The sequence below is a fragment of the Arthrobacter sp. Y81 genome (assembly GCF_002929335.1).
GTDB lineage: Bacteria > Actinomycetota > Actinomycetes > Actinomycetales > Micrococcaceae > Arthrobacter.
The window spans coordinates 57589-84395 of sequence record NZ_PJIL01000018.1; the positions used below are offsets into that span (position 1 = coordinate 57589).

Annotated in this window: 25 protein-coding genes; 16 read left to right on the forward strand and 9 right to left on the reverse strand. The window is 66.8% G+C overall.

The window, feature by feature from the left end:
* Window positions 1-3 precede the first annotated feature (3 nt).
* From CXQ91_RS19745 to CXQ91_RS19755, 3 genes are all read right to left on the reverse strand, one after another.
* The gene (locus tag CXQ91_RS19745) at window positions 4-1473 is read right to left on the reverse strand and encodes a peptide MFS transporter (protein ID WP_104175588.1); all 1470 of its coding nucleotides are present in this window, start codon (window positions 1471-1473) and stop codon (window positions 4-6) included.
* Between the two features lie 123 nt (window positions 1474-1596).
* Entirely contained in the window at window positions 1597-3096 is a 1500-nt protein-coding gene (locus CXQ91_RS19750) for an amidase (RefSeq protein ID WP_104175589.1), read from the reverse strand.
* Window positions 3089-3823, reverse strand: a complete 735-nt coding sequence (locus CXQ91_RS19755; RefSeq protein WP_104175590.1) for a peptidase E — start codon at window positions 3821-3823, stop codon at window positions 3089-3091. The genes CXQ91_RS19750 and CXQ91_RS19755 overlap by 8 nt, the downstream gene beginning before the upstream one ends.
* 115 nt (window positions 3824-3938) lie before the next feature.
* Between CXQ91_RS19755 and CXQ91_RS19760 the strand changes: the two genes are divergently transcribed.
* From CXQ91_RS19760 to CXQ91_RS19770, 3 genes are all read left to right on the forward strand, one after another.
* Window positions 3939-4265: a rhodanese-like domain-containing protein gene (locus tag CXQ91_RS19760; RefSeq protein ID WP_104175591.1), complete on the forward strand. Its 327-nt coding sequence runs from the start codon at window positions 3939-3941 to the stop codon at window positions 4263-4265.
* An 88-nt stretch (window positions 4266-4353) separates the two neighbouring features.
* Entirely contained in the window at window positions 4354-5337 is a 984-nt protein-coding gene (pheA, locus tag CXQ91_RS19765; protein ID WP_104175592.1) for a prephenate dehydratase, read from the forward strand.
* 92 nt (window positions 5338-5429) lie between these two features.
* On the forward strand, window positions 5430-5639 hold the full coding sequence (locus CXQ91_RS19770) for a hypothetical protein (RefSeq protein ID WP_104175593.1): 210 nt from the start codon (window positions 5430-5432) through the stop codon (window positions 5637-5639).
* A gap of 24 nt (window positions 5640-5663) precedes the next feature.
* Here the strand turns inward: CXQ91_RS19770 and CXQ91_RS19775 are convergent, their stop codons facing one another.
* Window positions 5664-6767 carry a diacylglycerol kinase family protein gene (locus tag CXQ91_RS19775; protein ID WP_104175594.1) on the reverse strand — a complete coding sequence of 368 codons (1104 nt, stop codon included), beginning with the start codon at window positions 6765-6767 and terminating at the stop codon, window positions 5664-5666.
* 77 nt (window positions 6768-6844) lie between these two features.
* On the opposite strand from CXQ91_RS19775, the gene serS reads away from it, so the two are divergent.
* From serS to CXQ91_RS19790, 3 genes are all read left to right on the forward strand, one after another.
* A complete protein-coding gene (gene serS / locus CXQ91_RS19780; RefSeq protein WP_104175595.1) occupies window positions 6845-8125 on the forward strand; it encodes a serine--tRNA ligase in 1281 nt (426 codons plus the stop codon).
* Between the two features lie 171 nt (window positions 8126-8296).
* Window positions 8297-9310 carry a hypothetical protein gene (locus tag CXQ91_RS24845; protein ID WP_104175596.1) on the forward strand — a complete coding sequence of 338 codons (1014 nt, stop codon included), beginning with the start codon at window positions 8297-8299 and terminating at the stop codon, window positions 9308-9310.
* 210 nt (window positions 9311-9520) lie between these two features.
* Window positions 9521-10381 (forward strand): HAD family hydrolase, encoded by an 861-nt coding sequence (locus CXQ91_RS19790; protein WP_104175597.1) that lies wholly within the window; start codon window positions 9521-9523, stop codon window positions 10379-10381.
* Between the two features lie 45 nt (window positions 10382-10426).
* Here CXQ91_RS19790 and CXQ91_RS19795 read toward each other — a convergent pair whose 3' ends face one another.
* A complete protein-coding gene (locus tag CXQ91_RS19795) occupies window positions 10427-11026 on the reverse strand; it encodes a helix-turn-helix domain-containing protein (protein WP_104175598.1) in 600 nt (199 codons plus the stop codon).
* 705 nt (window positions 11027-11731) lie between these two features.
* On the opposite strand from CXQ91_RS19795, the gene CXQ91_RS19800 reads away from it, so the two are divergent.
* The gene (locus tag CXQ91_RS19800; protein WP_104175599.1) at window positions 11732-14167 is read left to right on the forward strand and encodes a phosphoketolase; all 2436 of its coding nucleotides are present in this window, start codon (window positions 11732-11734) and stop codon (window positions 14165-14167) included.
* On the opposite strand, the gene CXQ91_RS19805 is transcribed toward CXQ91_RS19800, so the two are convergent.
* The 3 genes from CXQ91_RS19805 to CXQ91_RS19815 all read right to left on the reverse strand — a co-directional run bounded on the left by CXQ91_RS19805 (window position 14164) and on the right by CXQ91_RS19815 (window position 17029).
* Window positions 14164-14952: a DUF429 domain-containing protein gene (locus CXQ91_RS19805; RefSeq protein WP_104175600.1), complete on the reverse strand. Its 789-nt coding sequence runs from the start codon at window positions 14950-14952 to the stop codon at window positions 14164-14166. The genes CXQ91_RS19800 and CXQ91_RS19805 overlap by 4 nt on opposite strands.
* A gap of 77 nt (window positions 14953-15029) precedes the next feature.
* On the reverse strand, window positions 15030-16355 hold the full coding sequence (locus tag CXQ91_RS19810) for a carboxylesterase family protein (RefSeq protein WP_104175601.1): 1326 nt from the start codon (window positions 16353-16355) through the stop codon (window positions 15030-15032).
* Window positions 16356-16540: 185 nt separating this feature from the next.
* Window positions 16541-17029 (reverse strand): inorganic diphosphatase, encoded by a 489-nt coding sequence (locus CXQ91_RS19815; protein ID WP_104175602.1) that lies wholly within the window; start codon window positions 17027-17029, stop codon window positions 16541-16543.
* Between the two features lie 150 nt (window positions 17030-17179).
* On the opposite strand from CXQ91_RS19815, the gene dacB reads away from it, so the two are divergent.
* Window positions 17180-18757 (forward strand): D-alanyl-D-alanine carboxypeptidase/D-alanyl-D-alanine-endopeptidase, encoded by a 1578-nt coding sequence (gene dacB, locus CXQ91_RS19820; protein WP_104175603.1) that lies wholly within the window; start codon window positions 17180-17182, stop codon window positions 18755-18757.
* Here dacB and CXQ91_RS24850 read toward each other — a convergent pair.
* Window positions 18754-18999, reverse strand: coding sequence for a hypothetical protein (locus tag CXQ91_RS24850; RefSeq protein WP_181038962.1), 246 nt, complete (start codon window positions 18997-18999; stop codon window positions 18754-18756). The genes dacB and CXQ91_RS24850 overlap by 4 nt on opposite strands.
* A 170-nt stretch (window positions 19000-19169) precedes the next feature.
* On the opposite strand from CXQ91_RS24850, the gene CXQ91_RS19830 reads away from it, so the two are divergent.
* The 8 genes from CXQ91_RS19830 to folK all read left to right on the forward strand — a co-directional run bounded on the left by CXQ91_RS19830 (window position 19170) and on the right by folK (window position 26806).
* Window positions 19170-20285, forward strand: a complete 1116-nt coding sequence (locus tag CXQ91_RS19830; RefSeq protein ID WP_104175604.1) for a zinc-dependent metalloprotease — start codon at window positions 19170-19172, stop codon at window positions 20283-20285.
* A 69-nt stretch (window positions 20286-20354) separates the two neighbouring features.
* Window positions 20355-21416, forward strand: a complete 1062-nt coding sequence (gene tilS / locus CXQ91_RS19835) for a tRNA lysidine(34) synthetase TilS (RefSeq protein ID WP_181038964.1) — start codon at window positions 20355-20357, stop codon at window positions 21414-21416.
* Between the two features lie 29 nt (window positions 21417-21445).
* A complete protein-coding gene (gene hpt / locus CXQ91_RS19840; RefSeq protein WP_011690021.1) occupies window positions 21446-21997 on the forward strand; it encodes a hypoxanthine phosphoribosyltransferase in 552 nt (183 codons plus the stop codon).
* Between the two features lie 205 nt (window positions 21998-22202).
* On the forward strand, window positions 22203-24272 hold the full coding sequence (gene ftsH, locus CXQ91_RS19845) for an ATP-dependent zinc metalloprotease FtsH (protein ID WP_104175605.1): 2070 nt from the start codon (window positions 22203-22205) through the stop codon (window positions 24270-24272).
* Between the two features lie 9 nt (window positions 24273-24281).
* Window positions 24282-24935, forward strand: a complete 654-nt coding sequence (folE, locus tag CXQ91_RS19850; protein WP_104175606.1) for a GTP cyclohydrolase I FolE — start codon at window positions 24282-24284, stop codon at window positions 24933-24935.
* An 11-nt stretch (window positions 24936-24946) separates the two neighbouring features.
* A complete protein-coding gene (gene folP / locus CXQ91_RS19855) occupies window positions 24947-25882 on the forward strand; it encodes a dihydropteroate synthase (protein ID WP_104175607.1) in 936 nt (311 codons plus the stop codon).
* 13 nt (window positions 25883-25895) lie between these two features.
* Window positions 25896-26255: a dihydroneopterin aldolase gene (gene folB, locus CXQ91_RS19860; RefSeq protein WP_104175608.1), complete on the forward strand. Its 360-nt coding sequence runs from the start codon at window positions 25896-25898 to the stop codon at window positions 26253-26255.
* Window positions 26252-26806 (forward strand): 2-amino-4-hydroxy-6-hydroxymethyldihydropteridine diphosphokinase, encoded by a 555-nt coding sequence (gene folK, locus CXQ91_RS19865; RefSeq protein ID WP_104175609.1) that lies wholly within the window; start codon window positions 26252-26254, stop codon window positions 26804-26806. Before folB ends, folK begins: the two co-directional genes overlap by 4 nt.
* Window position 26807 lies beyond the last annotated feature (1 nt).

Here is a 26807-nt window from a genome sequence, read left to right on the forward strand (position 1 = left end):
GGGTCAGCGTACGCCGCCCATGAGCTTCTTGATCCCCGGCGAAGCCACAGCCAGGCCGACGGCGAGGACCATGGCCGTGCCGCCGATGCCCGTGAAGTACGGCAGCTCATCGGCGGGGTTGTACAGGCCGGCGAGGATGCCGGCCAGGGTGGTGCCGAGCGAAACGGACAGGAAGAACAAAGCCACCATCTGCGTGTGGAACGCCTGCGGCGCCAGTTTGGTGGTGACGGAGAGCCCGATGGGCGAGAGGAAGAGCTCCGCGAGCGTGAACAGGAGCAGGATGCCCACAAGGGCCAGGAGCGGTGTCTTGCCGCCGCCGGACAACGGGATGAAGGCCAGGAAGGCCAGGCCCATCACGAACAGGCCGATGGCGAACTTCAGGGCCGATCCTGGCTGCTTGTGGCCGAGACGGGTCCACAGGGCCGCCATAACGCCGGCGAAGATGATGATGAACACCGGGTTGATGGACTGCACCCAGGCCGCCGGCATTTCCCATCCGAACAGGTTCCGGTCCAGTTTCTCCTCCGAGTAGACGGCAATGAACGTGAATTGCTGCTGGAAGAGCGCCCAGAACGCTGCAGAGGCGATGTACAGCGGGATGAACGCGACCACGCGCTTGCGCTCCGTCCCTGTCACCTTCGTGCTGCGGAAGATCAGGCCGAAGTACAGCACTGACGCGCCGATGGCCGCGTAAGCCATGGACATGGCCAGGTTTTCGGCGTTCACGGCACCGGTGGCCAACAGCACGGCCACTGCGGCGGCGATCCCAACGAAGATCAGCCCGTACCGGGTCCGCTCCGCGGCCGGCAGCGGATTGGGCACGTGGTGTGCCGCTTCGGGGAGATTCTTGCGTCCCATTGCGTAGATGCCCAGGCCCAGGGCCATGCCGACGGCGGCCGCGCCGAAGCCCCAGTGGAACCCCTGGCTTTCCTGCAGCCAGCCGGTGACCAGCGGGCCGATCAGTCCGCCCGCGTTGATGCCCATATAGAAGATGGAGAAGCCGGCGTCGCGGCGTTCGTCCTTCTCTCCGTACAGGCTGCCCACCAGCGCGGTGGCGTTGGCCTTGAGCCCGCCGGAGCCGACGCCCACCAGCACCAGGCCGGCAATGAGGCCGGGAATGCCCGGCAGGAGCGCCAACGCAATGTGGCCGGCCATGATCAGGACGGCCGAGCCGAACAGGACCCGTTCCGAACCGAAGAGCCGGTCAGCCAGCCAGGCGCCAAGAATGGTGGAGAGGTAGACTCCGCCGCCGTAGGCGCCCACCAGTCCTGCGGCCAGGCCCTGCTCGATTTCGAGGCCGCCCTGCGCAGCCGTGAAGTACATGTAGTAGAGGAGGATGCCCTGCATGCCGTAGAAGGAGAAGCGCTCCCACATTTCCACGGAGAAGAGGCTGGCCAGCATCTTTGGGTGGCCAAAAAAGGAAGTATCGCCCGGCGTTGTAGCGGGGCGATCGGATAAATGAGTTGTGCTCATTTACTTAAGGGTGGCACCGGATCGCGCGATTGTCACATTCCAGCGGGCAGGAAGCAAGGCAGACACGTGGCGCCACGGGCCATTGCGGCGGGCGTTGCCGCGTGTTGTTGCCAGAGACGCCGTCTAGTAGCCGATCTGGGCAGCCACTTGAAGCAGCAGGGCCTCGGATCCCATGGGTCCCACCAGCTGGATCCCCATCGGCAGGCCGGCGCCCGGTGAGCCGCCGGTCCAGTGCACGGGAATGCTGATGGCGGGCAGGCCGCACACGTTGACCATGGAGGACCAGGGCGCATATTCGCACTGCTTCCGGTAATCGCCGTCGGCGTCGCCGGCCCATTCCGACGCAGGCCAGTAGCCGTCCCCGTGCGAGGAACCCGTAAACCAGCCCACGGGCCGCGGCGTCTGGGCCAGTGCCGGCATCAGGACAAGGTCCCAGTGGGCGTACTGCGCAATGGTGTCGCGCTCGAACTGCCGCAGGAAACCGAGCGCCTCGTTCAGCTTGGACACACTCCGCTGCTGCGCCCTCCGCCGGAAAGTGCGGGTGAGCGGGGTCAGGAGCGCCTCGCGCTGCGGGGCAATCCTGGCATTTCCCACGCCGGCAGTCCACGCCGTAGTGAAGGCGTCCGGGTACCGGTTGTCATACCGGACGGCGGCTTCCGCCGTGAAGTGGCCTGCCGCCTCGAGCAGCCGGACACCCGCGTCGAGGGCGTCCATGGCTTCAGCGTCCGGAGTAAACGGGAAAATGGCCTGCCAGGGGCTGTCCAGGCTCACACCGATCCGGAGTTGCCGCGGCGGCCGGGACAGGGCCGCGAGGTACCGGCCCCCGCCGTCTGGAACAGCTTTGTGCCCGGACGTTCCCGGGTCCGTTGCCGCGGCCTCCTGCGCCGGTTCCGCTGATTCCGGTGCGGACACCAGGGCGTCGAGCATCAGGGCCGCATCCTCGGCGGACCGGGCCAACGGGCCGGCCACCACCAGCCGGGCCGGGTCCCCGGTGCTTTCACCGGCCGGGACGAGTCCGCGCCCCGGCTTCAGGCCCACCAGCCCGCAGGCCGCCGCAGGAATCCGGATGGAGCCGCCCCCGTCGGACCCAGGTGCGAACGGTACAAGGCCTGCGGCAACGGCGGCGGCGCTGCCGCCCGAGGATCCCCCCGAGCTTCGGCTCAGCGCATGGGGATTGCGCGACGGCGGGGCGATCAGGTTCTCGCTGTAGGCAGTCAGGCCGAATTCCGGAACCTGGGTCTTGCCCAGGGAGACGACGCCTGCCCGCTTCAACACCGCCGCCAGCGCGCCGTCCACGGGTGCAGGCTTATGGTCCAGGGCCGCACTGCCGTGGGTCGTCACCACACCGGCAACGTCCGTCAGGTCCTTGAACGCCACCGGCATGCCGTGCAGCAGCGGAAGCTCCCCCGGCGAACGGGAGTCCTGGGACCGGGCGTACAGTGCATCCGCGCGTGCGGCGTCGACCCGGGCCTGCTCCGCCGTCACCGTGATGAAGGCCCCGAGGCCCGGATTCCGCGCCTCGATCCGGGCCAGGAAATGCTCGGCCGCCTCCCTGGCGGAGAGCTTTCCCGAGCTCAGGGCGTCACGTAGCCCAACCGCGGACAATTCGTGGATTTCAGCCAAGGAAACGTGGCTCCAGCCGCTCTTCCGCGGCAGCAGCTGCGCCGGGCTGCCGCGTGACGCGGTACGCCGCCTTGCCGGGCACCTCGCTGACCACATCAACGAGGTCCGTGCCGAAGTAAACCAGCCCCACGCCGTCGTCCGTGCAGTGGGTTTCGCCGAGCGTGCCCTCAGCCACCAGCCGGTGCACCAACGGTCGGCGCTGGTCCTCGGAGTCGTAGTGCACGCCGTTGGCATAGGGCAGGAATCCCAGGGCGTTCGTCACCGAACGCAGCTGCGGGCCGAACGAATCCGTGGTGCCGCCTTGATACCAACAGATGGACCCTGCCGAGACGCCGGCCAGGACCACGCCGCCTTCCCACACCCGCCGCAGGATTCCGTCGAGGCCGTGCGCCCGCCAGACGGCCAGCAGGTTCACCACCGAACCGCCGTTGACCCACACCACGTCCTGCTCCATGAGGTGGGCTTCCGGATCGTCGATGCTGGGCATGGTGAACAGGTTCAGGTGGCTGAAATCGAAGCCGGCGATCCTCGCGGCCTGGTCCATTTCCGCGTTGAACCAGCGTTGGTCGCCCGCCGCGGTGCCGATATGGGTGACTCGCGGCACGCGCCCGGTAACGCCGGAAAGCTCGACGGCGTGACGCAGCAGCGCATCAAACTCGAGGCGTGAACGCCGGCCGGCCTTAAGTCCGCCGGACGTTGCCAGAATGGTGGGCTGTTGGGCTGCCATCGAAGATTCTCCTTTGCGGTCCACTTGAAGCGTAACGTGCCTCCGGATTCGGAGCCGCCGCCTCCGGTGGGGGATACGCTGGAGACAGACCGTCATTCCCCCGGAGAGGACTTCCATGAGCGACTTCGAAACCGTGACCGTTACCGACGTTCCCGCCGACGCCAAGATCCTTGACGTGCGCGAGGACTACGAATGGGCGGCCGGGCATGCCGAAGGTGCCCTCCACATTCCGCTGGACCAACTGCCGGCCCGGCTCAGCGAACTGGACCCGGACGAGGACCTGTACGTAATCTGCCGGACGGGCGGACGGTCCTTCCGTGCAGCCAAGTGGCTTGTGGGCCAGGGATATTCCGCTTTCAACGTGGCCGGCGGGATGGACCAGTGGCTTGAGTCAGGACTGCCGCTCGTCTCGGACAACGGCCTCAAACCAGTCATCCTCTAGCACTGCGGCCGCTGCCGCCCCATCGCCGGGTTGCGGCCGGCGCTGCCGCCCGCCGGGCGGCCCTGACATATAACGACAAGGACCGTCCATGCCTGCTTCGCCCGTCACCTACACGTTCCTCGGCCCGGAAGGCACGTTTACCGAGGCTGCGTTGATGCAGGTGCCCGGCGCCGTGGGGGCTGTTCGCATCCCCTCCTCCAATGTGAACACCGCGCTGGACAAGGTCCGTGACGGATCCGCAGATGCCGCCATGGTGCCCATCGAGAACTCCGTCGAGGGCGGCGTGACGGCGACTCTGGATGCCATCGCGTCCGGCCAGGAGTTGAGGATCATCCGCGAGGCGCTGGTCCCCATCAGCTTCGTCCTGGTTGCCCGCCCCGGGGTGGAAATCGCGGATATCCGCAAAATCTCCACCCATGGCCACGCCTGGGCGCAGTGCCGGCTCTGGGTCGAAGCGAACATGCCTGATGTGGAATACATTCCGGCCTCCTCCACCGCGGCCGGAGCCATGGGGCTGCTGAGCGAGGAAGGAGTGCACTATGACGCCGCCATCTGCGCCCCGATCGTGGCCACTGAGCAGCCCGGGCTGCATGTGCTCGCGGAGAACATCGGAGACAACCCGGGTGCGGTGACGCGTTTTGTCCTGGTCAGCCGGCCCGGTGCGCTGCCGCACCGTACCGGAGCGGACAAGACCACGGTGGTGGTCCCGCTGCCCGAGGACCGTCCGGGTGCGCTGATGGAGATCCTGGACCAGTTCGCCACGCGCGGAGTGAACCTCAGCCGGATCGAATCGCGGCCCACCGGGCAGTATCTGGGCCACTACTTCTTCAGCATCGACGCCGACGGCCACGTGGAGGACGCCCGTGTGGCGGACGCCCTGGCCGGGCTGCACCGGATCAGCTCCGCCACGCGCTTTCTTGGTTCCTACCCACGGGCTGACGCGCAGAGCCCCGAAGTGGAAGCGCACACGTCCGACGAAGCATTCCAGGCTGCACATGAATGGGTCGCAGGGATACTCAAAGGGGCATCCATTGAGCCGGGCCAAGCGCCGCAAGGTTCGCCAACAGCTTAGACAAATGCCCTTCCGGGTACTTCCCCGCCTGCACCGCAGTGCGTATGCTTGCCTGATCCATTGGGGACGACCTCTACCGGAAGGAGCGGGTCATGTCAGGAGCCAGTACCGACAACGACGGCCAGGGAATGATCGTCAATCCCAAGCCGACTGCCGATAACCAGGACTGGGACGGCGACGATGCGGACCGCGCGGATCGCCTGCGCTTCGAAGAGGAACAGGCCATGATCCGGGAACAGTCCGAAGCCCGCGCGGCGGCAAAGGCCGCAGCTGAGGCGGAACAGAAGAAGGCCAGCGCCTGACTCCGGGGTCTCCGGGCAGGCTGCCTACCCGGGGGCCTGCTGCGGGGTGGATTCGCCTGCGGCCGTTTCGCCGCCCTTGCTTTCCGTGACCCGAACCAACAGCGATCTCGGCTCCACCTGGACGGTCACGTCGGTGGCCATTCCTGAGGGGTCGCCGTCGACCTGGGTGGCTACCGGCTCTGCACATTTGATGACGATCTTGCCGGAGCGGTAGTAGCTCATGACCGGCAGGTTCCTTTTGTGTTTGAACATGATCTTTGCGTACATCGCGATCCACCCGATAGCACTGCGCGGGCTCATCACCACGACGTCCAGCATGCCGTCGTCGATCATTGCCTGCGGGATGAAGTCGATGCCGCCCGGGATCAGGCCGCAATTGGCGAACAGCACGCTGCGGATCTTCCGTGACTGTTCCGGCTGGTCGTCCAGGGCGATGGACACCTTCTTGCGCCGTCCGGGCAAATGCCTGACCCCAGCCTCGGTATAGGCGAGCCAGCCCACTGCCTTCTTCAGTCCGTCATTGGTGTCGCCCACTACCTCGGCGTCCATGCCCATGCCCGCAATTACCAGGAACGCATGCTCCGACGAAGCACCCGTTCGGGCGTTCCTGATGGCCATGCGGGCCATGTCGATGTGCCGCTGGTGTCCGAACAATGCTGTCTGGACGTTGGCGTGGAGATCGTAGACGTCGAGGTCGATGTTCCTGGCCAGCAGGTTTCCCGTGCCCAGCGGAATCAGGCCCATGGGCACGTTCGTACGCGCCAGCTTCTCGGCCACAACGCGTACCGTTCCGTCCCCGCCGCCCACGAGGACGACGTCGGCCCCGGTCGCGAGTGCTGCTTCGGCCTGCGAATATCCGGGGTCCTCGGCGGTTGTTTCGAAAAAGACCGGGGCGTCCCAGCCTGCGGAGAGGCAAGCGCGCTGGATCAGGGCGGTGGCTTCCGCGGACTTCGCCTTGACCGGGTTCATCACCACGGCCACTGTCTGACGGGCCTGGCCCGGGTGGTACGTGTCCTCTTGGACAGCGCTGCGCGTATGGAGTGCCTTGAGGCTCCGCACACCCCACCAGCTGGAGACTGCGAAAGCCAGGGCCGCAGTGATGATGAGGTAAAGCAGCCAATCGTTCATGGTGCTCCAACACTATCCCGCGCAGGAGCCCGCACGGCCCACCGCGTCATGGCGGGCGGATTCGATACTCTTGTCTGGTGATCGACGTAAAAGACCTCAGCGAAAATCCGGACAAGTTCCGTGCCAGCCAGCGCGCCCGCGGCGCCGACGAGTCCGTAGTGGATGCGATCATCTCGGCAGACGCGGCGAGGCGCGCCGCACTCATCCGCTTCGAAAACCTGCGCGCCGAACAGAATGTCTTCGGCAAGAAGGTGGCGCAGGCCAAGGGCGAGGAGAAGCAGGCGCTGCTGGCCGAGGTCAAGGTCCTGGCCGCGTCGGTCAAGGAGGCCTCCGCCGAAGCGGATGTCGCGCAGGCGCAGCAGGAAGAGCTGCTGCGGGCCATTCCCAACCTGATCGTGGACGGGGTTCCGGAAGGCGGCGAGGACGACTACATCGTTGTCAAGACCGTCGGCGAACCCCGCGAGTTCCCTGATTTTGAGCCGAAAGACCACCTGGAAATCGGTGAGCTGATCGGTGCCATCGACATGGAGCGCGGCGCCAAGGTGTCCGGTTCACGCTTCTACTTCCTCCGCGGCGTGGGCGCCCGGCTGGAAATGGCGCTCCTGCAGATGGCCATGGAGCAGGCCATCGACGCCGGCTTCGTTCCCATGATCACCCCCACGCTGGTCCGCCCCGAAACGATGCAGGGCACCGGTTTCGACGTCAAGCACGACGCCGAAATCTACCGTCTCGCCGAAGACGACCTTTACCTGGTGGGCACCTCGGAGGTGGCCCTGGCCGGGTACCACGCGGACGAGATCCTGGACCTCTCCGCAGGCCCCATCCGCTATGCGGGCCAGAGTTCCTGCTACCGCCGCGAGGCAGGCTCGCACGGCAAGGACACCCGCGGGATCATCCGCGTCCACCAGTTCAACAAGGTGGAAATGTTCATCTACACCACGGTAGAGGAGGCCGCAGCCGAGCACGAGCGCCTGCTGGCCTGGGAAGAGGAGATGCTGGCCAAGTGTGAGCTCCCCTACCGGGTGATCGATACCGCCGCCGGCGACCTCGGCAACTCCGCCGCCCGCAAGTTCGACTGTGAAGCCTGGGTGCCCACGCAGGGTGCGTACCGCGAACTGACGTCCACCTCGAACTGCACCACGTTCCAGGCGCGCCGCCTGAACATCCGTGAGCGCGTGCTGAACGAGGACGGCGCACCCAAGGGGACCCGCGCCGTCGCCACCCTGAACGGAACGCTGGCCACCACCCGCTGGATCGTGGCCATCCTTGAGCACCACCAGAACGAGGACGGCTCGGTGAACGTCCCCCGGGCGCTCCAGAAGTACCTCGGCGGCCTGGAAGTCTTCCCGGTCCTCTAGTTTGGGGTTTCCCAGGCTTGTCCGCGGTTCCTGCCCTTCACGGGCCTGATGCGCGGACAAGCCTAGGAATCGCCGGTTCGCGGCAGCGTGACCATTCCTCCACACCGGGCCCGGTCCACATAGCGCACCAGGCCCGTCGACTCATGAGGTCCGGAGGCTCATCGTGTTGGCATGGAGATCCCGCCTGGACTGATCGACTCCGCCGCCATTCTTCGCACCCGGGCCGGCACAGATTTCATCCATCGCGAGTTCCGGGCGGGAAAGCTGGTGCGGATCCGTCGCGGTTTCTATGTGCGCACCACAGAGTGGATCCGAGCCCGTCCGTCGGACCGCTTCGCGTGGACGACGGCGGCTGTTGCGAGGTCGGTGAAAGGTGCCGTGCTGTGCGGGGAGACGGCAGCCCTCGCTAGCGGCCTCCCTACGCTGAAGACGCCTGGCTGTGTTGAGCTGGCAACAACCCTGCCCGGACGCAGTGGGACAAGGCGATCGGCGCTTCTGGTGCTGGGGGAGGACAGCACAGCCCAACAGGTTCGGGACAAGCGATCCTACCCCCTCCGGTATTGCCTCAAAGCAGCGGTTGAGCCCGTGCAGCATGGGGAGTTTCTGTGCACCGGGCTGATGCAGACCGCGGTAGACGTAATGGTGTCCGGCAGGCTGAGCAATGCATTGGTGGTTGCTGATGGCGTGGCCCGAAGACTGGTACGTGACGGCGTCCTGGCCGCGGCCTCCGGCCTCCTCGGCGTGCCCGGAATCGCCGACCGCATCGCGGCCCACCCGTTTGCAGCCGCCCGGCGCCGCGCTGAACTGGCAGCCACCCTCGCCAGCCCCTTGGCTGAATCCGTGGGTGAGTCCTACAGCCGTGCGGCCTTTGAATATCTTGGCTTCGAGCAACCGGTGCTTCAGCACGTCTTCAGCGACCATGACGGCTTCATCGGCAGGAGCGACTGCTGGTGGCCAGAGCAAGGAGTTGTGGGGGAGTTCGACGGCAAGGCGAAGTACGTGGACGCGGCGCTCCGTGGCGACATCACGGCGGAGGAAGCCGTGTACCGGGAGAAACTTCGCGAAGACCGAATCCGCCGCCTCGGGTATGGCTTCGTTCGCTGGAATTGGGCGGATGTGGATAATCCCGACCGACTGAGGCGGAAGCTCCTGGCCGCGGGCCTGCGCCCACGGAACCCGCGCTAGTCTGCGCGTCCGAACCCTCAAGGGCAGGAACCGCGAACAAGCCTCGGATTCGAGGGGCCAATAGGTGCCACCGCCCTGTGCCCAGGCGGCAAGGTGAAGCGGCGGTAAACACTCACAGTGTGGACAACCCTGTGGGTGTTTACCGGAAGTTCACAACGGGCTGTGGCGTGCGTCCTAGCGGCTGTCGGGGGTGTCTGCTGTACTAGGTGAATGACAACATTGACTGAAACCTCAGTCGCTGGCAACGACGACCAGCGAAACAACGGTAAGAAGGACTCAACACAGAAGCTCATGGTTGCCCTGGATGTCGACGGCACCCTGGTCAACCATGACGGCCACATGTCGGCCCCCGTCCGTGAGGCCGCCCAGGCGGTGGTCGCAGCGGGCCACGAGGTCATGATCGCCACCGGCCGTTCCCTGAATGCCACCTTGCCCATCATTGAGCAGATCGGGATCGAAACCGGCTACGCAGTCTGCTGCAACGGCGGCGTGACACTCCGACTCGACCCGGCGCACCCCGACGGCTACGAAGTCATCCGGAAGGCCACGTTCGATCCGGGGCCCGCGCTCCGTGCCCTCCGCAAGCGGCTCCCGCTGGCCAAGTACGCGCTGGAGGACGAGGACGGCAATTTCCTGTCCACCGAACGTTTCCAGGATGCCAGCTTCGGCGTGGAAGCAATCGGCGTGGACTTCCAGACCATGCTTGACGCCACGGCCGTGCGCGTGGTGGTGTTCAGCTCCGAAAATACGTCCGAGGAGTTCAACGAGGCCATCAAGCACATCGGCCTCGCCGGCGTCACGTATTCAGTGGGCTGGACTGCCTGGCTGGACATCGCCGCCGAAGGTGTCACCAAGGCCAGCGCCCTGGAACACCTCCGCGGCCACCTGAGTATCGAGTCGCACCTCACGGTGGCCATCGGTGACGGCCGCAACGACATCGAGATGCTCACCTGGGCCCGCCGGGGCGTGGCCATGGGCCAGGCTCCCGACGAAGTGGTCGCCGCCGCGAACGAAGTCACCTTGTCCGTTCACGACGACGGCGCCGCGCACGTTCTCCGCAGCCTGCTCTAAGGCGGGGCTGCTTCGGGTCCGCATTCACAGGGGCGGGTCAACTGCCTAGCGGACCTCGAGGATCAGCTGGAGCAGCCGGGCCGCAGCCGGACGGGCCGCGTGCTCCTCGTTCCATTGCGCCCTGGCCACGGCCTTGCTGACTGCTTGGGTGGTGATGCCGAGCTCCTGGGCAACTGCCTTTTGCTGGCCGCGGACACCGGGTGTCAGCAGATCCAGGACACGCCACTCGGCCGCACTTCGCCCGTGCACAATGTGGCCGAGCAGCTTCAACACAGACTCGGATTCCGCGGCGAGGTCGGCAATCGGGCCGTCAACCGCGACGGGGATGCGTTCCTTGCCGTTGCGCAGGCGGTCCACAGCCCGGCGCGCGTAGATCAGGCCGTGTCCGGTGGCGTCCTTAATCTGGTTGGGTAGCGGCTCATTTATAGGCCCCACACCGATCCCGACAAACCAGCTCCCTGAGCGCAGGGCCACCAGGGCGGCGTCCACGGCCTGGTGCGGACAGTCCACGATGCCCTGGACTTCGTCCTCCACGGACCGGTCGAAATCGAGGCGCGCGGGTATGTGCCGCAGGTCCTTGAGCAACTGCGGTACCCGGTCACCGTCGCGCCGGCTGTCCGTTTGGTTGATGGTCAGCGTGAACATTCTGGATGACAGACTACCCGGTGGCAGGGCGCCGTTGAGGGAAAGCGATGAGCCTTTCAGGTCCTCGCGCGTTCAACCTCGGGTGCCGTTGTCGTAGAGCCCGGGCACCTGATCGCGCCGGTCTTCGTCAGCCTGCCCTTGATCAGATACGCGGGGATCGCGCCTGGGGGCAGCCCCGTGGGCCACACCGGAGCGGAGGCGAACGCCAACAGGAGGTACAAGGGAGCGAAGGACCAGCAAACGGCGCGCCAGCCGCCGAGCCAGGCTCGCGACGTCGTGCCGTCCGCGATTCTGACGGAACGCATCCGGCGGCGACGAACAGCCCGTCGTTGAAAAACAGGGCCAGGGAGAGCGGGCCCAATGCCAGATCCGGCCCCAAAAGTGCGGCCAGCCCGCAACTTCCACGTAATAGGCACCCGAGGCAGTGTGCCGGCGGACGCGGCGTCCGTTGACGGGGTCGATCAGTCCTGCGATGTCCGCTCCATCCAGCCGTGCCACGGTGGTTCCCCTCATCCCGGTGCCGAATCAAACAGCATGAATTTACCTTGTTGCGTTGTGCACGGCGATGGGCAGTACAACCCACGCCCCCACTGATGAACCGGACCACGGTCGACACGCTGCCCGGAGGTTGTGCCCGTGGCCTGAAGGTGTTGCCATGGGGAAGGACGCTGCCGACGGCGGCATTGACGGAAGCGGAGAAATGCCATGGCGAACACGCCGGGTAGGGACACTGCCAATAAGCCGGGGGCCAGCAATGCCGGGACGGGGACCGCGGAAGGCACCGAACTGGAACTCGTGGACCGCTGGTGGCGGGCGGCCAACTACCTCTCCGTGGGCCAGATCTACCTGCGTTCCAACCCGTTGCTGCGTGAACCGCTCCGCGCTGAAGACACCAAGTCCCGGCTCCTGGGCCATTGGGGCACCACGCCCGGACTGAACTTCGTCTACGCCCACCTCAACCGGGTCATCCGCAGGGACCGGCAGCAGATGCTGTTCATCGCGGGTCCCGGCCACGGCGGCCCCGCAGTGGTGGCGAACGCCTGGCTCGAGGGCACCTACTCGGAGATCTACAGCAACGTGGGCGACGACGAGCCCGGGCTGGCAGAACTCTTCCGCCAGTTCTCCTATCCCGGCGGCATCCCCAGCCACGCAGCCCCCGAGACTCCTGGCTCCATCAGCGAGGGTGGCGAACTCGGGTACTCGCTGGCTCACGCCTACGGATCCGTCTTCGACAATCCGAAGCTGATCACCGCCGTCGTGATCGGTGACGGCGAGGCGGAAACCGGGCCGCTGGCGGCCAGCTGGCATTCCCACAACTTCCTGGATCCGGTGGCCGACGGCGCGGTGCTGCCCATCCTGCACCTGAACGGCTACAAGATCGCCAACCCCACGGTCCTGGCCCGGATGCCGGAAGCCCAGCTGGAACAGTTGCTCCGCGGGTACGGCCACAAACCCCATTTCGTCACCGTGGCCGATCCTGACGACACCGCGGCCGCGCACCGCGATTTCGCCGCGGTCCTGGAGGCCTGCCTGGCCGAGATCCGCGCCATCCAGGCGGAGCGCCGCGGCGCCGGGACCCCGTCGACAGATGACGCCGGTGCCGCCCAGTGGCCCATGATTGTGCTGCGTTCGCCCAAGGGCTGGACCGGACCGAAGCGGGTTGACGGCAAGCAGGTGGAAGGCACCTGGCGGAGCCATCAGGTGCCGCTGTCGGAGGTCCGCACCAATCCGGAGCACCTTGCCCAGCTGGAACAATGGCTGGAATCCTACCGGCCCGGCGAACTCTTCGACGACCACGGCCGCCTCCGGCCCGACGTCGCGGGAAACGCTCCGGCAGGGGAACTGAGGATGAGCGCCACGCCCCATGCCAACGGCGGCATCCTGCTGCGCGACTTGAAACTGCCGGACTACCGCAAACACGCCGTCGAGGTGCCCACGCCTGGTGTGGACCGGGTCAGTGCCATGATCACCCTGGGTTCCTGGATGCGGGACGTTATTTCCCAAAATCCCGAAACTTTCCGTCTTTTCGGTCCCGATGAGACCGCCTCCAACCGCCTGCAGGACGTCTATGACGTCACCGACAAGGTGTGGCAATACCGGATCGACGACGTCGACGAGCACCTCGCGCGGGCGGGCCGGGTGATGGAAGTGCTCAGCGAGCACCTGTGCCAGGGCTGGCTGGAAGGATATCTCCTGACCGGGCGGCACGGCGTGTTCAGCTGCTACGAGGCGTTCATCCACATTGTCGACTCCATGTTCAACCAGCATGCCAAGTGGCTCAAGGTCCACCGCGAGCTCGCCTGGCGCCAGCCTGTGGCGTCGCTGAACTACGTGTTGTCTTCGCATGTCTGGCAGCAGGACCACAACGGTTTCTCGCACCAGGATCCGGGCTTCATCGACCACGCGGTGAACAAGAAGGCGGAGGTCATCCGCGTGTACCTGCCGCCGGACGCCAACACGCTGCTGTCCGTAATGGAACACTGCCTGGATTCCCGGGATTACGTCAACATCGTGGTCAGCGGCAAGCAGCCCTCACCCACGTGGCTGGGGCCGGCTGATGCCGCCCACCACTGCCAGCGGGGGCTGGGGATCTGGGAATTCGCTGGATCCGAGGTGCCGGGTGAGGAACCTGACGTGGTGCTGGCCTGCGCCGGGGATGTTCCTACCGTGGAGACGGTTGCAGCCGCCGAACTGCTCAGGGAAGGAGCGCCCGGGCTGAAGGTCCGCGTGGTCAACGTGGTGGACCTGATGCGGCTCCAGGACGTCAGCGAGCACCCCCACGGACTGACGTCACGGGACTTCGACGGTATCTTCACGGCGGACAAGCCGATTATTTTCGCGTACCACGGGTACCCATCGCTGATTCACCGGCTGGCCTACCGGCGCACCAACCAGGAGGGCCTGCACGTCCGCGGCTACAACGAAGAAGGGACCACCACCACGCCGTTCGACATGGCCATGCTCAACGGGATCGACCGCTTCCAGCTGGCCATCGACGCCATCGACCGGGTTCCGGGACTGGCGGAGCGGCACTCCCTGCTGCGGCAGGCGCTGCAGGACAGCCGTATCCGGGCGCACAACCACACGCGCAGCCACGGCGAAGACATGGAGGAGATCCGCGACTGGACGCTTGGCGGCTAATCCGGCGACCCCGGCGACCCCGGCTGCCCCGGCTGCTCTGTGAGGTCGGCGAGCCGGCCGGACGGCACATGGATCCAGCCCTCGCTGAGGGCCGCAGCGCCGTGATCCGTGGTGGGCTGCAGCGTTTGGCCGAGGCTGACGGCCCGGGCCGTGAGGGAGGCGATGACGGCGTCGAACATGTCGTCCGAGGCTGCCAGGTCATCCCGGTGCCCGGCAAGGTCCAGCCAGGGCGCCGCAGTCTCCAGGTTGTCCAGGATAAGGCGCAGCCGTTCCGACTCCGGGGCGCCCCGCCCTTTGTACCCGCGGGAGTGGATCCCCCAGAGCTTCAGGGAGGCTGCGGGGTAGACCTCCGCCAGCCGGCCCGAGCCGTCCCTGGGCTGCGGCCCGTGGTCCCGGGCGATCTTGGCTTGGATCACGGCGCAGCGCATCGCGGGGTGTGCCAGCCGGTCCGCAGAGACGCTGAGCGGGATCAGCCCGGTTTTGCCGGTAATGAACCGGTCGGTGTCCCGGTAGGCCAGGAGCCGGCGGCCTTCGATCCCGTCATGGTCCAGCACCGGATGCGCGTCGAATTTCAGGTGCCCGGCAAGGAAGGGAAGGAAGGCGTCCGGCCAGCCCACCGGGCAGTCGATGCCGGTCATGTCTGTGCTGCCGAACAGGTCCACGATCTCCTCGTCGGTGACATCCAGGGAGAGGTGGACCAGCTGCGCAGCGCCGCCGGTCCAGTCGATCACCGCCGCCGCCGTTTTCCTCGTGGCGGCGGCAAGGTCCACGCCCAGCGTCCTCATGGGTGTGCCGGGGCGGAGGTCCGCTGGCTCAGTTGCATGAAAACAATCTATTGGACGCCGGCCATTGGAACACCGGCTCAGACGGCGCGGAACCGGAGCGCACCGGGAAGCTCTCCCCGGCTTTCGAGGCCTTGCCCGTAGGCGAACCGGGCCCAGGTGGCGCGGAGGGCCCGGCCCTGGGCATTGATTTCGTCCCAGGTTGCGCCGTCGAGCAACCCGGCACCCTCCCAGGTCCGCTGGTTTCCGAACAGCAAGGGCAGATCGACGGTGTGGGCGGCGCCGTAGAAGTTCCCCGGGGCCGCCCAGGACAACACGTAGCTGTACGCTTTGCCGCCCGCCCGGGCATGCCGGCGGGCGAACCTCCGGGCCGGCCGGCCATAGACCGCTTCGGTCACGGCGCAGCTGATGCCGTTAACCACCGCGTTGCCCAGGACCGGGATCTTGGCCAGCCGGCTGGCCAAGGGACTGCTCGGCAGGAACAGGCGCGCCTCGTCCGAGGTGTGGCCGATCAGCACCTCGATGTGCGGCGCGGTGGCGTTCCACGCTGCCTCGATGCCGTGTTCCGGCGGCAGCGGGGCGTGCCCGTACTGGGTGCCGAACGGCATGGCGGCCATCAGCCCGTACTTTCGGGCCACTTGGGAGACACGGTCCTCGATGGCGACGACATCCATGGCCGGGGTGTCCTCGGTGACGGCTTCCGCTGCGACGCCCATGGCGGCGTTCATTTTCGCCCGGCCCCTGGCGATTCCCAGGGGCGCGCTTTGGATGATGGCGCGCTGGAACAGTGACGGCGCCTCCGGCGTCGCCATGAGGTGGGCGACGGCGTCGCCTCCCGCTGACTGGCCGAAGGCGGTGACGCGTTCCGGATCGCCGCCGAAGGCGCCGATATTGCGCTGCACCCACCGGAACGCCTCAAGCTGGTCCAACAGGCCCAAATTCGCGGGCCGCCCTGTTCCGGTTGCCAAATACCCGAACAGTCCCAGCCGGTATGTTACGGAGACGACGATGACCCGGTTCTCGGCTACCAGGGCCTTGGCGTCGAAGATCGCCAGGTCCCCGGAACCGGAGGTGTAGGACCCGCCGTGGAGCCAGACCATAACGGGCACCTGCTCACCGTCGGCGAGGTCGGCCGGGATAGTGATCGAGAGGCGCTGGCAGTCCTCGCTGCCGGGGAGCTCGCCGTAACGGGTGCCCAGGATGTCGTCCAGGAAGGGCACCGGACCCTGTGGGCAGGCCGGGGCGGGCGACGTCGCCTCAAAAGCCGCGGTCCGGTCGGGTGCACTGGCCGGCGGCTGGAAGCGGCCCGCCGTGGCGTAGGGGATTCCGGTGGCGCGCAGCACGTCGCCGTCGCGCCAGCCGGTGACGGGACCGCACGGAGGATTGAAGGAAGGCTCGGAAGTCACAAGCCCAACAATTTCACAAATTCCTGACACACCCCTGGAAACGGCCGAACGGACACTTGAGGCCTGGACCCGCGCGGGGCGGTTCCGGGTCTCAACTGTCCGTTCGCGCTCGGAGGGAGGCTGATTTAACGACGACGGCGGGTGCCTGGTTCGCGTGAACCCGGCACCCGCCGTCGAACTGCTTACTAGTGCGCTGTCGGAACGTAGCGCTTGATGGATGCCTCCAGCTCGGCCTCGGCAGCGGCGCGGTCGCCCCAGCCTTCGGCCTTGACCCACTTGCCCGGCTCCAGGTCCTTGTAGCGCGTGAAGAAGTGCTCGATTTCCTTGATCAGGAATTCGCTGACGTCGCTGACCTCTTTGATGTGGTCGAAGCGGGCGTCGGTGGGCACGCAGAGGACCTTGGCGTCCCCGCCGCCGTCGTCCGTCATGTTGAATACGCCGATGGGGCGCGCTTCAACGATGACGCCCGGGTGCAGATCGAAGTCCTGCAGGAGCACCAGTGCGTCCAGCGGGTCGCCGTCTTCGCCGAGGGTGTTCTCGAAGAAACCGTAGTGCGTGGGGTACTGCATGGAGGTGAACAGGACGCGGTCCAGGCGGACGCGGCCGGTCTCGTGGTCGACTTCGTACTTGACGCGTGACCCCTTGGGGATCTCGATTGTCACGTCATGCTTCATGGAATGCTCCTCGACTTCAGGGTGTTTGCGGCACACAGGACCATCAACTGAAGGAGTGTCGGTGCCGCCGACTACTATTGAGGATATAGCGATAGGCCCAGGTTTCATGAACTAGTGGGGACATTTCAGGACTAAAGGACCAACAGCAGCATGAAACGCATGATGAGCCGCGCGGCCAGCCATCCCTGGTTCGCCATCATCAGGCGGCACCTGCCCCTGGCACTTCTGACCATCCTGATCGTCGCGCTCGCCGTCCCGGCAGCCATGCTCGTCGTGCCCGCCTTCACCGGCCGGGGCACGGAACCGGAAAGCACGGAGTCCGCTGTTCCCGCCTGGCAGCAGGTCCCGCGTGACCTCTCCCTTCCCCAGGGCATCTCGCCCCTCAAAGACTCGGCGCCAGTCCCCTGGCCGGACACCCTCGCGGCCCAGCTCAACGCCACGCTGAAAACCGACGGCGGCGGAACGTTCACCGGTGTGGTGCAGGACGCCGCCACCGGCCAGGTGCTCTTTGACCGTGGCGGGGCCGAGGGCAGGGTCCCTGCCTCCAACATGAAGCTCCTGACCGCCGCCGCCGCTGTCCGCGCCCTCGGACCCGACCATCGCTTCAGTACCAGGGTGGTGGCCGGCGCCGAAACCGGATCGGTGGTCCTGACCGGCGGCGGCGACGTGCTGCTCGGCGCGGGGGAGTCATCCCAGGACGATGTGATGGGCCACGCCGGGCTCGCAACCCTTGCCCGGCTCACGGTTAAGTCCCTGCAGGAAAAAGGCATCAAGGGGCCGGTGCAGGTGCGGCTGGACGACTCCCTGTTCACCGGTCCGGCCCTGAACCCGACCTGGAGCCCGGAAGACGTGGCTGCCGGCGAGACGGCCCCGCTGTTCCCGCTGGCCCTCAATTCGGCCCGGTACGATCCCGCTGTCACCACCGGGCCGCGCCCGCAGGACGCCGCGATGAGCGCCGCCGAAGCGTTCTCCGCGCAGCTCACGGCGGCGGGCGCCGCCGCCGGACTGACTGTCGCTCCCGGCGTCGTGCGCGGCAAGGCGCCGGATGCCGCGGAACCGGATGCCGCAGAATCGGCCGACGGCGGTGCTGCCGACGGTGATGCTGCCGACGGCGGCGCAGCAGCAGGAGGCGGCGGCGCTGCGGAAACCAGCCCGGGCCAGGTGCTGGCCGAAGTCCAGTCCGCCACACTGCGCCAGCAGGTGGACCTGATGCTGCAGACCTCGGACAACTATCTGGCCGAAGTACTGGGCCGGATGGCCGCCGTCGCCGCGGGACAGCCCGGCAGTAACGACGGCGCCACCGCCACCGTGTACCAGCAGGTCAAGGACCTGGGAATCCCCACGGACGGCCTCCGCGTGGCGGACGTCTCGGGCCTGTCCCTGGGCAACCAGGTCTCGGCCGGGCAGCTGTCCGAAATTGTCCGGGACATTACCTCCGGCTCCGAGCCCAGCCTGCGGGCCGCAATCGGCGGCTTTCCGGTGGCAGGGCTCACCGGCACGCTCGGCAGCAGGTACACGGACGCCTCCACAGAGGGGGGCGCGGGACTGGTGCGGGCCAAGACCGGGACGCTGAACTCGGTGATTGCCCTGAGCGGCTATGTTGTGGACGCCGACGGCCGCCTTCTGGTGTTCTCCTTTATAGGAAACGGACTGGCGCCGGGCGCCGCGGGGAACAAGACGGCGCTGGACCGCACGGCGACGGTCCTGGCTTCCTGCGGCTGCCGCTAGCTGCGAGCCGCTGCGTCGCCGGCGCTCGCGGCATCACCCAAGCCGGCATCACCCGAGCCGGCATCACCCGAGCCGGAACCGGCTGCGGAACTCAGCTGCACCCCGGCCCCCGGTGCTGCCTCCGCGGCAGTGCCAAACGCGGCGGTACCCAGCAGCGCCGCCATAACGACGGCGGACAGGACGGACCTCCAGCTGTTGCTCTTACCCAGGTTCAGCGGCGGGATCGGGCGGTACGCAATCATCGGACTCTCCTCGGTGGTGTGTGGACTTCTGCACCAACTCTGGCCCGGAACATTTGCGTTCTTCTGTTCCGATCCTGTGCCGCGCCTGTGCGTTGCGTCCGGGCTGCCGCTGGTTCGCCGGACAGCGAACTTAAGGCGCAACCGCAGGGTGCTGTGATCTGATGGACGCTATGGAGTCAACTGGCGATTCATCAGCACAGGCCCAGGCACTGATCAACTGGGAGCTCGCAGCGTCAACAGCCGCCCGCCTGGCTCCGGCGGGCCCCTCGCTGGGGTCCTCCGAAATCGGGGCGGCCGTGGAGAACCTGCGCCTCATGGCGGACATTTCCGTGCCGCACGTCCACGACATCACCGGGCTTGAGGCGGCGCGCGACCTCCGCGATTCCTCGGTGCTGGTGGTGGACCGCGCCTCCTGGGCAAGGGCCAACACCCAAAGCTTCGCCGTCATGCTGAAACCGGCCATGGAAAAGATGCTGGAAAGCCGGCGCGGGGCCATGAGTCCCGGCGCGCTGGCAGTGAGCGGAGCCATCACCGGAAGCCAGCTGGGCGCCGTGCTCGCCTTCCTGTCCAGCAAGGTCCTGGGCCAGTACGATCCCTTCTCGGCGCTCGCCGAAGACTCCACCGCCCCCGCTGCGGGACGCCTCCTGCTGGTGGCACCGAACATCGTCCACGTGGAGCGCGAACTCAACGTTGCCCCCGAGGACTTCCGGCTGTGGGTCTGCCTGCACGAACAGACCCACCGGGTGCAGTTCGCCGCCGCACCCTGGCTGCGCCACCACATGCTGAACGAAATCGACAACCTCAGCGAACACCTGCTGGGCAACGTCGACTCCCTCCTCGAGCGGGCATCGGCCGCCGCACGGTCGCTCAAGGACCGCACGGCCGCCGGAACAGCGCCGGGGCGCGGCGCCATCCTGGACCTGCTCCAGGACCCGGAGGAAAAGGCCTCGCTTTCGCACCTGACGGCCGTGATGAGCCTGCTCGAAGGCCACGCCAACGTGGTCATGGACGCGGTGGACGCCAGCATTGTTCCGTCCGTCAAGACCATCCGGCAGCGCTTCAACGCCCGCGGCAAGGACCGCGGCGTCGTGGAGAAATTCATCCGCAGCCTGCTGGGCCTCGACGCCAAGATGCGTCAGTACACGGACGGCGCCAAGTTTGTCCGGGGCGTGGTGGACGTGGCCGGCATGGAAGGCTTCAACCGGGTCTGGGAGTCCGCCGGGAACCTCCCTACCGAACCGGAAATCCATGACGCCAAGCTCTGGCTCGAGCGGATGGGGCTCTAGTTGTCCCAGCCTGCAACCGGACGACGGCGGCCCGGCCGGCTGTCGCCCGTCGTCGGCAAGGCGCGCAAAATGCTGCAGAACGCCCTGGCCGACGCCGGCTATCCCGAACGGGTGCTGGTCGCCTGCAGCGGCGGCCCGGATTCCCTTGCCCTCGCGGCCATCGCGTCCTACTTCGGCCGCCGCGGCCACGTGGACGGCCACCCCGTATCGGTGGGGGCCGTCGTCGTCGACCACCAGCTGCAGCCCGGCTCCGCCGGCGTCGCCGCCCAGACCGCCGCCGTCCTCCGGGACCTGGGGCTCTCCCCGGTGGAAGTGCGGCGGGTTGACGTCGCGTCCACCGGGATTGGCCCCGAAGCCGCGGCACGGGATGCCCGGCACGCTGCCCTGGAGGAGGCTGCCGCCCACGCCGGGGCCGGCGTGATCCTCCTCGGCCACACCCTGGACGACCAGGCGGAACAAGTGCTGCTCGGCCTCGCCCGCGGCTCCGGAACACGCTCGCTGGCAGGAATGCGGCCGGTCCGCGGGCTCCTGGTGCGGCCGTTCCTGGGCCTCCGCCGTGCCGACACCCTCGAGATCTGCGACGTCGAGGGACTGGATCCGTGGCACGACCCCAGCAACTCCGACCCGTCCTTCGCCCGCTCCCGCACGCGGGTGGAGGTCCTGCCCATGCTGGAGGAAAAGCTCGGTCCCGGCGTCGCTGAATCCCTCGCCAGGACGGCAGCCATCCTGCAGCTGGACGCCGACTACCTCGACGACGTGGCGAACAGCACGTATGAGCAGTTGGCGGAGCAGTCGGGCACCGAAATCAGCCTGCCCGAGACAGCGCTGGGCGAACTGGCCCCCGCCATCCGGTTCCGGGTCATCGCCAAGGCGGCCGCCGCCGTCGGAGGCCAGCAACCCAGCTATCAGCGGCTGCTCGCCGCGGAGGCGCTCCTGCGCCGGCAGGGTTCCGCCGGCCCCGTTGAACTTCCCGGCGGAGTGAACGCCTACCGGCTTTCGCTGGCGCAGATCCTCGCCGGCGAAGGGCAGAATCAACCGGATCCTGCGCGGGATGCTGCCGCCGGCGGTCCCCGCGGAGCCGCCCGCTGTGGGAAGCTAGTATTCCGGCCTCAACAGCCGCCCCAAAAATAGTCGCACCCGCATCTACACAGGAGCCATTGGTGGATTCAAACGACGTCCAGGCAGACCTCAAGCACGTTCTCTACACCAAGGATCAGATCCAGCAGCGGATTACCGAGCTCGCTGCACAGATCGACAAGGACTACGAGGGCCGGGAGCTCCTCATCGTCGGCGTTTTGAAGGGCGCAGTCATGGTCATGGCAGACCTGGCACGGGCACTTCACAGCCACGTTTCCATGGACTGGATGGCAGTGTCCTCCTACGGTTCCGGGACCCAGTCCTCCGGCGTTGTGCGCATCCTCAAGGACCTCGACACGGACCTCATGGGCAAGGACGTGCTGATCGTCGAGGACATCATCGATTCCGGCCTGACGCTGTCCTGGCTCAAGACCAACCTGGAATCCCGCGGCACCGCCTCGGTGGAAATCTGCACCGCCTTCCGCAAGCCCACGGCCGCCAAGGTCCAGATCGACGTCAAGTACGTCGGCTACGACATCCCGAACGAATTCGTCGTCGGCTACGGCCTGGACTACGCCGAGAAATACCGCAACCTGGACTTCGTGGGCACGCTGGCGCCCCACGTCTACGAATAGGCGCATTACCGGGCTCCCTCCCGGCCCGGCCGGGCCCCGCAACGGGCCGCGGCCCCGCCCCGCTACGCCTAGAGGGAACTTTTGCACCGCATCGTGCGTGAATCACTCCGAACGGTGTATAGCTAGAAGCTGACGCAGCACCACACGCGCGCAGACCAGTCGCCGTGCAGCACTACCAGGAGGGACGGGGCCAGCCCCCGATCAGATGAAAGCTAAGAGTTTCTTCAAGGGCCCGGGCATCTGGATCGTAGTTGTGGTCGGAATGCTCCTGCTGGCCTTTGCCACGCTCGCTCCCGGCGGGTCAACCCGGATTGACACGAAACCGGGCCTCGAGCTCCTCGCGGACAGCGGCAAGGTGGAACAGGCCAAGATCTTCGACGCGGAGAACCGCGTTGACCTGGTCCTCAAGGACAACCTGGTCATCGACGGGCAGGACAAGGGCAAGAACGTCCAGTTCTTCTTCGTCAATGCCCGCGCCGCGGACGTGGTCAAGGCAGTCACGGACGCCAACCCCTCAAGCGGCTTCACCGACCAGCCGATCGAAAACAACTGGTTCTCCGGGCTGTTCTCCCTGCTGGTCCCCGTGCTCCTGCTGGGCGTCCTCTTCTGGTTCCTGCTCTCCCGCATGCAGGGCGGCGGATCCAAGATCATGCAGTTCGGCAAGTCCAAGGCCAAGCTGGTCAACAAGGACATGCCCCAGGTGACGTTCAACGATGTCGCCGGCGCGGACGAGGCCGTGGAAGAACTCCAGGAAATCAAGGAATTCCTCCAGGAACCGGCCAAGTTCCAGGCAGTGGGCGCCAAGATCCCCAAGGGCGTGCTGCTCTACGGCCCTCCCGGCACCGGCAAGACCCTGCTGGCCCGCGCTGTCGCCGGTGAAGCGGGAGTGCCTTTCTTCTCCATCTCGGGTTCCGACTTCGTCGAAATGTTCGTCGGCGTGGGTGCATCCCGTGTCCGCGACCTCTTCGAGCAGGCCAAGGCCAGCTCTCCGGCCATCATCTTTGTGGACGAGATCGACGCCGTCGGCCGTCACCGCGGTGCCGGCATCGGCGGCGGCAACGACGAACGCGAGCAGACCCTCAACCAGCTGCTGGTTGAGATGGACGGCTTCGACGTCAAGACCAACGTCATCCTGATCGCCGCCACCAACCGTCCCGACGTCCTGGACCCGGCCCTCCTGCGTCCGGGCCGCTTCGACCGCCAGATCACCGTTGAAGCCCCGGACCTCGTGGGCCGCGACCAGATCCTGCAGGTCCACGCCAAGGGCAAGCCGATGGCTCCCGGCGTAGACCTGAAGGCCGTTGCCAAGAAGACTCCCGGCTACACCGGCGCGGACCTTGCGAACGTCCTCAACGAAGCCGCGCTGCTGACGGCCCGGTCCAACGCCAACCTGATTGACGACCGCGCCCTCGATGAAGCCATCGACCGCGTGATGGCGGGTCCGCAGAAGCGCAGCCGGGTCATGAAGGAACACGAGCGCAAGATCACGGCTTACCACGAAGGCGGACACGCCCTGGTGGCTGCCGCCCTGCGGAATTCCGCCCCGGTTACCAAGATCACCATCCTGCCCCGCGGCCGTGCCCTGGGCTACACCATGGTGGTTCCGGAGAACGACAAGTACTCCATCACGCGCAACGAGCTGCTGGACCAGATGGCGTACGCCATGGGCGGCCGGGTGGCGGAGGAGATCGTCTTCCACGATCCGTCCACCGGCGCCTCCAACGACATCGAGAAGGCCACCTCGACCGCCCGCAAGATGGTCACGGAATTCGGCATGAGCGAACGCGTCGGTGCCGTCCGCCTCGGCCAGGGTGGCGGTGAGCCGTTCCTGGGCCGCGACGCCGGCCACGAGCGCAACTACTCGGACCAGATCGCGTACATCGTGGACGAGGAAGTGCGCCGCCTGATCGACCAGGCCCATGACGAGGCGTACGCGATCCTCACCGAAAACCGCAGCATCCTGGATTCGCTGGCCCTCGAGCTCCTTGAGCGTGAAACCCTGAACCAGGCCGAGATTGCGCATGTCTTCCGGGACATCCGCAAGCGCGACTTCCGTGAAGTGTGGCTCTCCAAGGAAACCCGTCCGGTGCAGAGCGCAGGTCCCGTGGAATCCCGCCTCGAAAAGGCCGAACGTGAAGCCCAGGAAGAGGCCAAGGAAGCCCGGCTGGAGGAACCGCTGGACGCGCAGCCGCCGCACCCGCAGGGCGTCGCAAGTCAGGAGGCGTTCGGCGGTGGTGTTACGGACGTCGGCGCCGACGGACCGCATCACGGATAAGCTTCTGCTGTGAATCATTTCGACGACGACGACGTTTCCGCCACCGCCGATCCCTCAACTGGCAGTTCATCCCGCAGCTCCTCGCGGCGTTCGGACAACAAGGTTGACCGCCGGCGGATCGAGGCGGCCGTGCGGGAAATCCTGCTGGCCATCGGTGAGGACCCGGACCGCAGCGGGCTCCTGGACACCCCCAAAAGGGTGGCCAAGGCCTACGCCGAGGTCTTCGCGGGCCTGCACCACGACCCCGCGGAAATCCTGTCCACCACCTTTGACCTGGACCACGAGGAACTGGTCCTGGTCAAGGACATTCCGTTCTACTCCACCTGCGAGCATCACCTGGTGCCGTTCCACGGAGTGGCGCACGTTGGCTACATCCCGTCCCATGACGGCAAGGTCACCGGACTGAGCAAACTGGCCAGGCTGGTGGACATGTTCGCCAAGCGGCCGCAGGTGCAGGAGCGTCTCACCACCCAGATCGTCGAAGCACTCGTAACGCACCTCAAGCCGCGCGGTGCGATCGTGGTCATCGAATGCGAACACCTGTGCATGTCCATGCGCGGTATCCGCAAGCCCGGCGCCAAGACCGTCACCAGTGCCGTGCGCGGTCAACTGCATGACCCGGCCACCCGCGCCGAAGCCATGAGCCTCATACTCGGAAGGTAATTAAACAGACTATGGACTCCCTCGCTGCAGCTCCTGGAACCGGACCCGCAACAAACCCCTTGCCAGTCCTGCGTAAACCGCGGCCGGCAGCCAAGTTTGAAGATCTCCCCACGGACCGCACGCTGGTGATGGGCATCCTGAACGTCACCCCGGATTCCTTCAGCGACGGCGGCAAGCACCCGACGCCGGATACCGCCATCGCGGCCGGCCTCCGGATGTTCTACGCCGGCGCCGACATCATCGACGTCGGCGGTGAATCCACGCGCCCCGGCGCGGAGGAAGTCAGCCCCGAAGAGGAACAGCGGCGCGTGCTGCCGGTCGTCGAGGCCATGGTCAAAGCCGGCGCTTTGGTCAGCATCGACACCACCCACGCCGCAACCGCGGCTGCTGCCCTCAAGGCCGGCGCAACCATCATCAACGACGTCTCCGGGCTGACGGTTGAGCCCGAGATGGCCGAACTGGTGGCGCGCACCGGTGCGCCGTACGTCCTGACCCACCGCCGCGGCGACGCCAAGACCATGAACTCGCTCACTGACTACGGCAACGTGGCGGGGGAAGTCGCCGCCGAACTGGTGGGCGTGCGGGACAAGCTGTACGCGGCCGGGGTGGCACCGGAGCAGATCATCGTGGACCCGGGCCTGGGCTTCTCCAAGAACGACGGGCAGAACTGGGAACTCCTGCGGAACATGGGACCGCTGGAGGCCCTTGGCCACAGGATCCTGGTGGGGGCTTCCCGCAAGCGATTCCTCGGCACGCTCCTGTCCGTTGCAGGCAAAGCTGCGGCCCCGGAGGAACGGGACCACGCGACTGCCGCCATCACGTCCATCAGCGCCGCGCGCGGCGCATGGGCCGTCCGGGTGCACGACGTCGGACCCAGCCTTGACGCCGTCAAGGTTGCCGCACGGATGTCTCCCGGACCGCTCGGCGACACCAGCCCCACCAACTAGGCAGGCAGCCACGATGGACACAATCACGCTGAGCGGTGTTACCGCAGTCGGCCATCACGGGGTGTTCGATTTCGAGCGCCGCAACGGCCAGCCGTTCATCGTTGATGCCGTGCTGCACCTGGATTTCACGAAGGCCGCCGCGTCGGATGACGTACTGGACACCGCGCATTATGGCGAGGTGGCCGAACGCATCAAGCACTGGATCACCGGCGAGCCCCTGAACCTGATCGAGGCCCTTGCCGTGCGCATCGCCGACGACCTCCTGCAGGAGTTCCCGCTGGCTGCTGTGGACATCACGGTGCACAAACCCAAGGCGCCCATTGAGGTTGAGTTCGGCGACGTGTCCGTCAGTGTGCATCGGCGGCGGTCATGAACCCCCCGTATTCGAACAACCCGTATGTCCGTGCCGTCCTGGCGCTCGGCAGTAACCTGGGGGAGCGGAACGACACCCTGTCCACCGCCGTCGCCGACCTCGTGGACCGGCCGGAAGTGCGGTTGACCGCGGTGTCCCCGGTGGTCCAGACCAAGGCCGTGGGCGGCCCCCAGGGCCAGCCCGACTTCCTGAACATGGTGATCACGGTGGAGACCTCGCTGCCGCCAATGGAACTGCTGCGCCATTGCCAGGCCGTCGAAAACAAGCACCACAGGGTGCGCGAGGTCCGTTGGGGACCGCGGACCCTGGACGTGGACATCATCACCTACGCCGATGTGGAGAGCTCCGATCCCACCCTGACCCTGCCGCATCCGCGCGCGGCGGAGCGGGCCTTTGTGCTGTACCCCTGGTCGCTCATCGACCCCGCCGCCGAACTCAACGGCGTGCGGGTGGCCGAGCTGGCGGCCAAGGCCGCCGATTTCCCGGACCTGGCGCCGTTTGACGGCTTCGGGGACTTCGACGGCCTGCCCACTGCCGGAGCGGTGGAGTAGC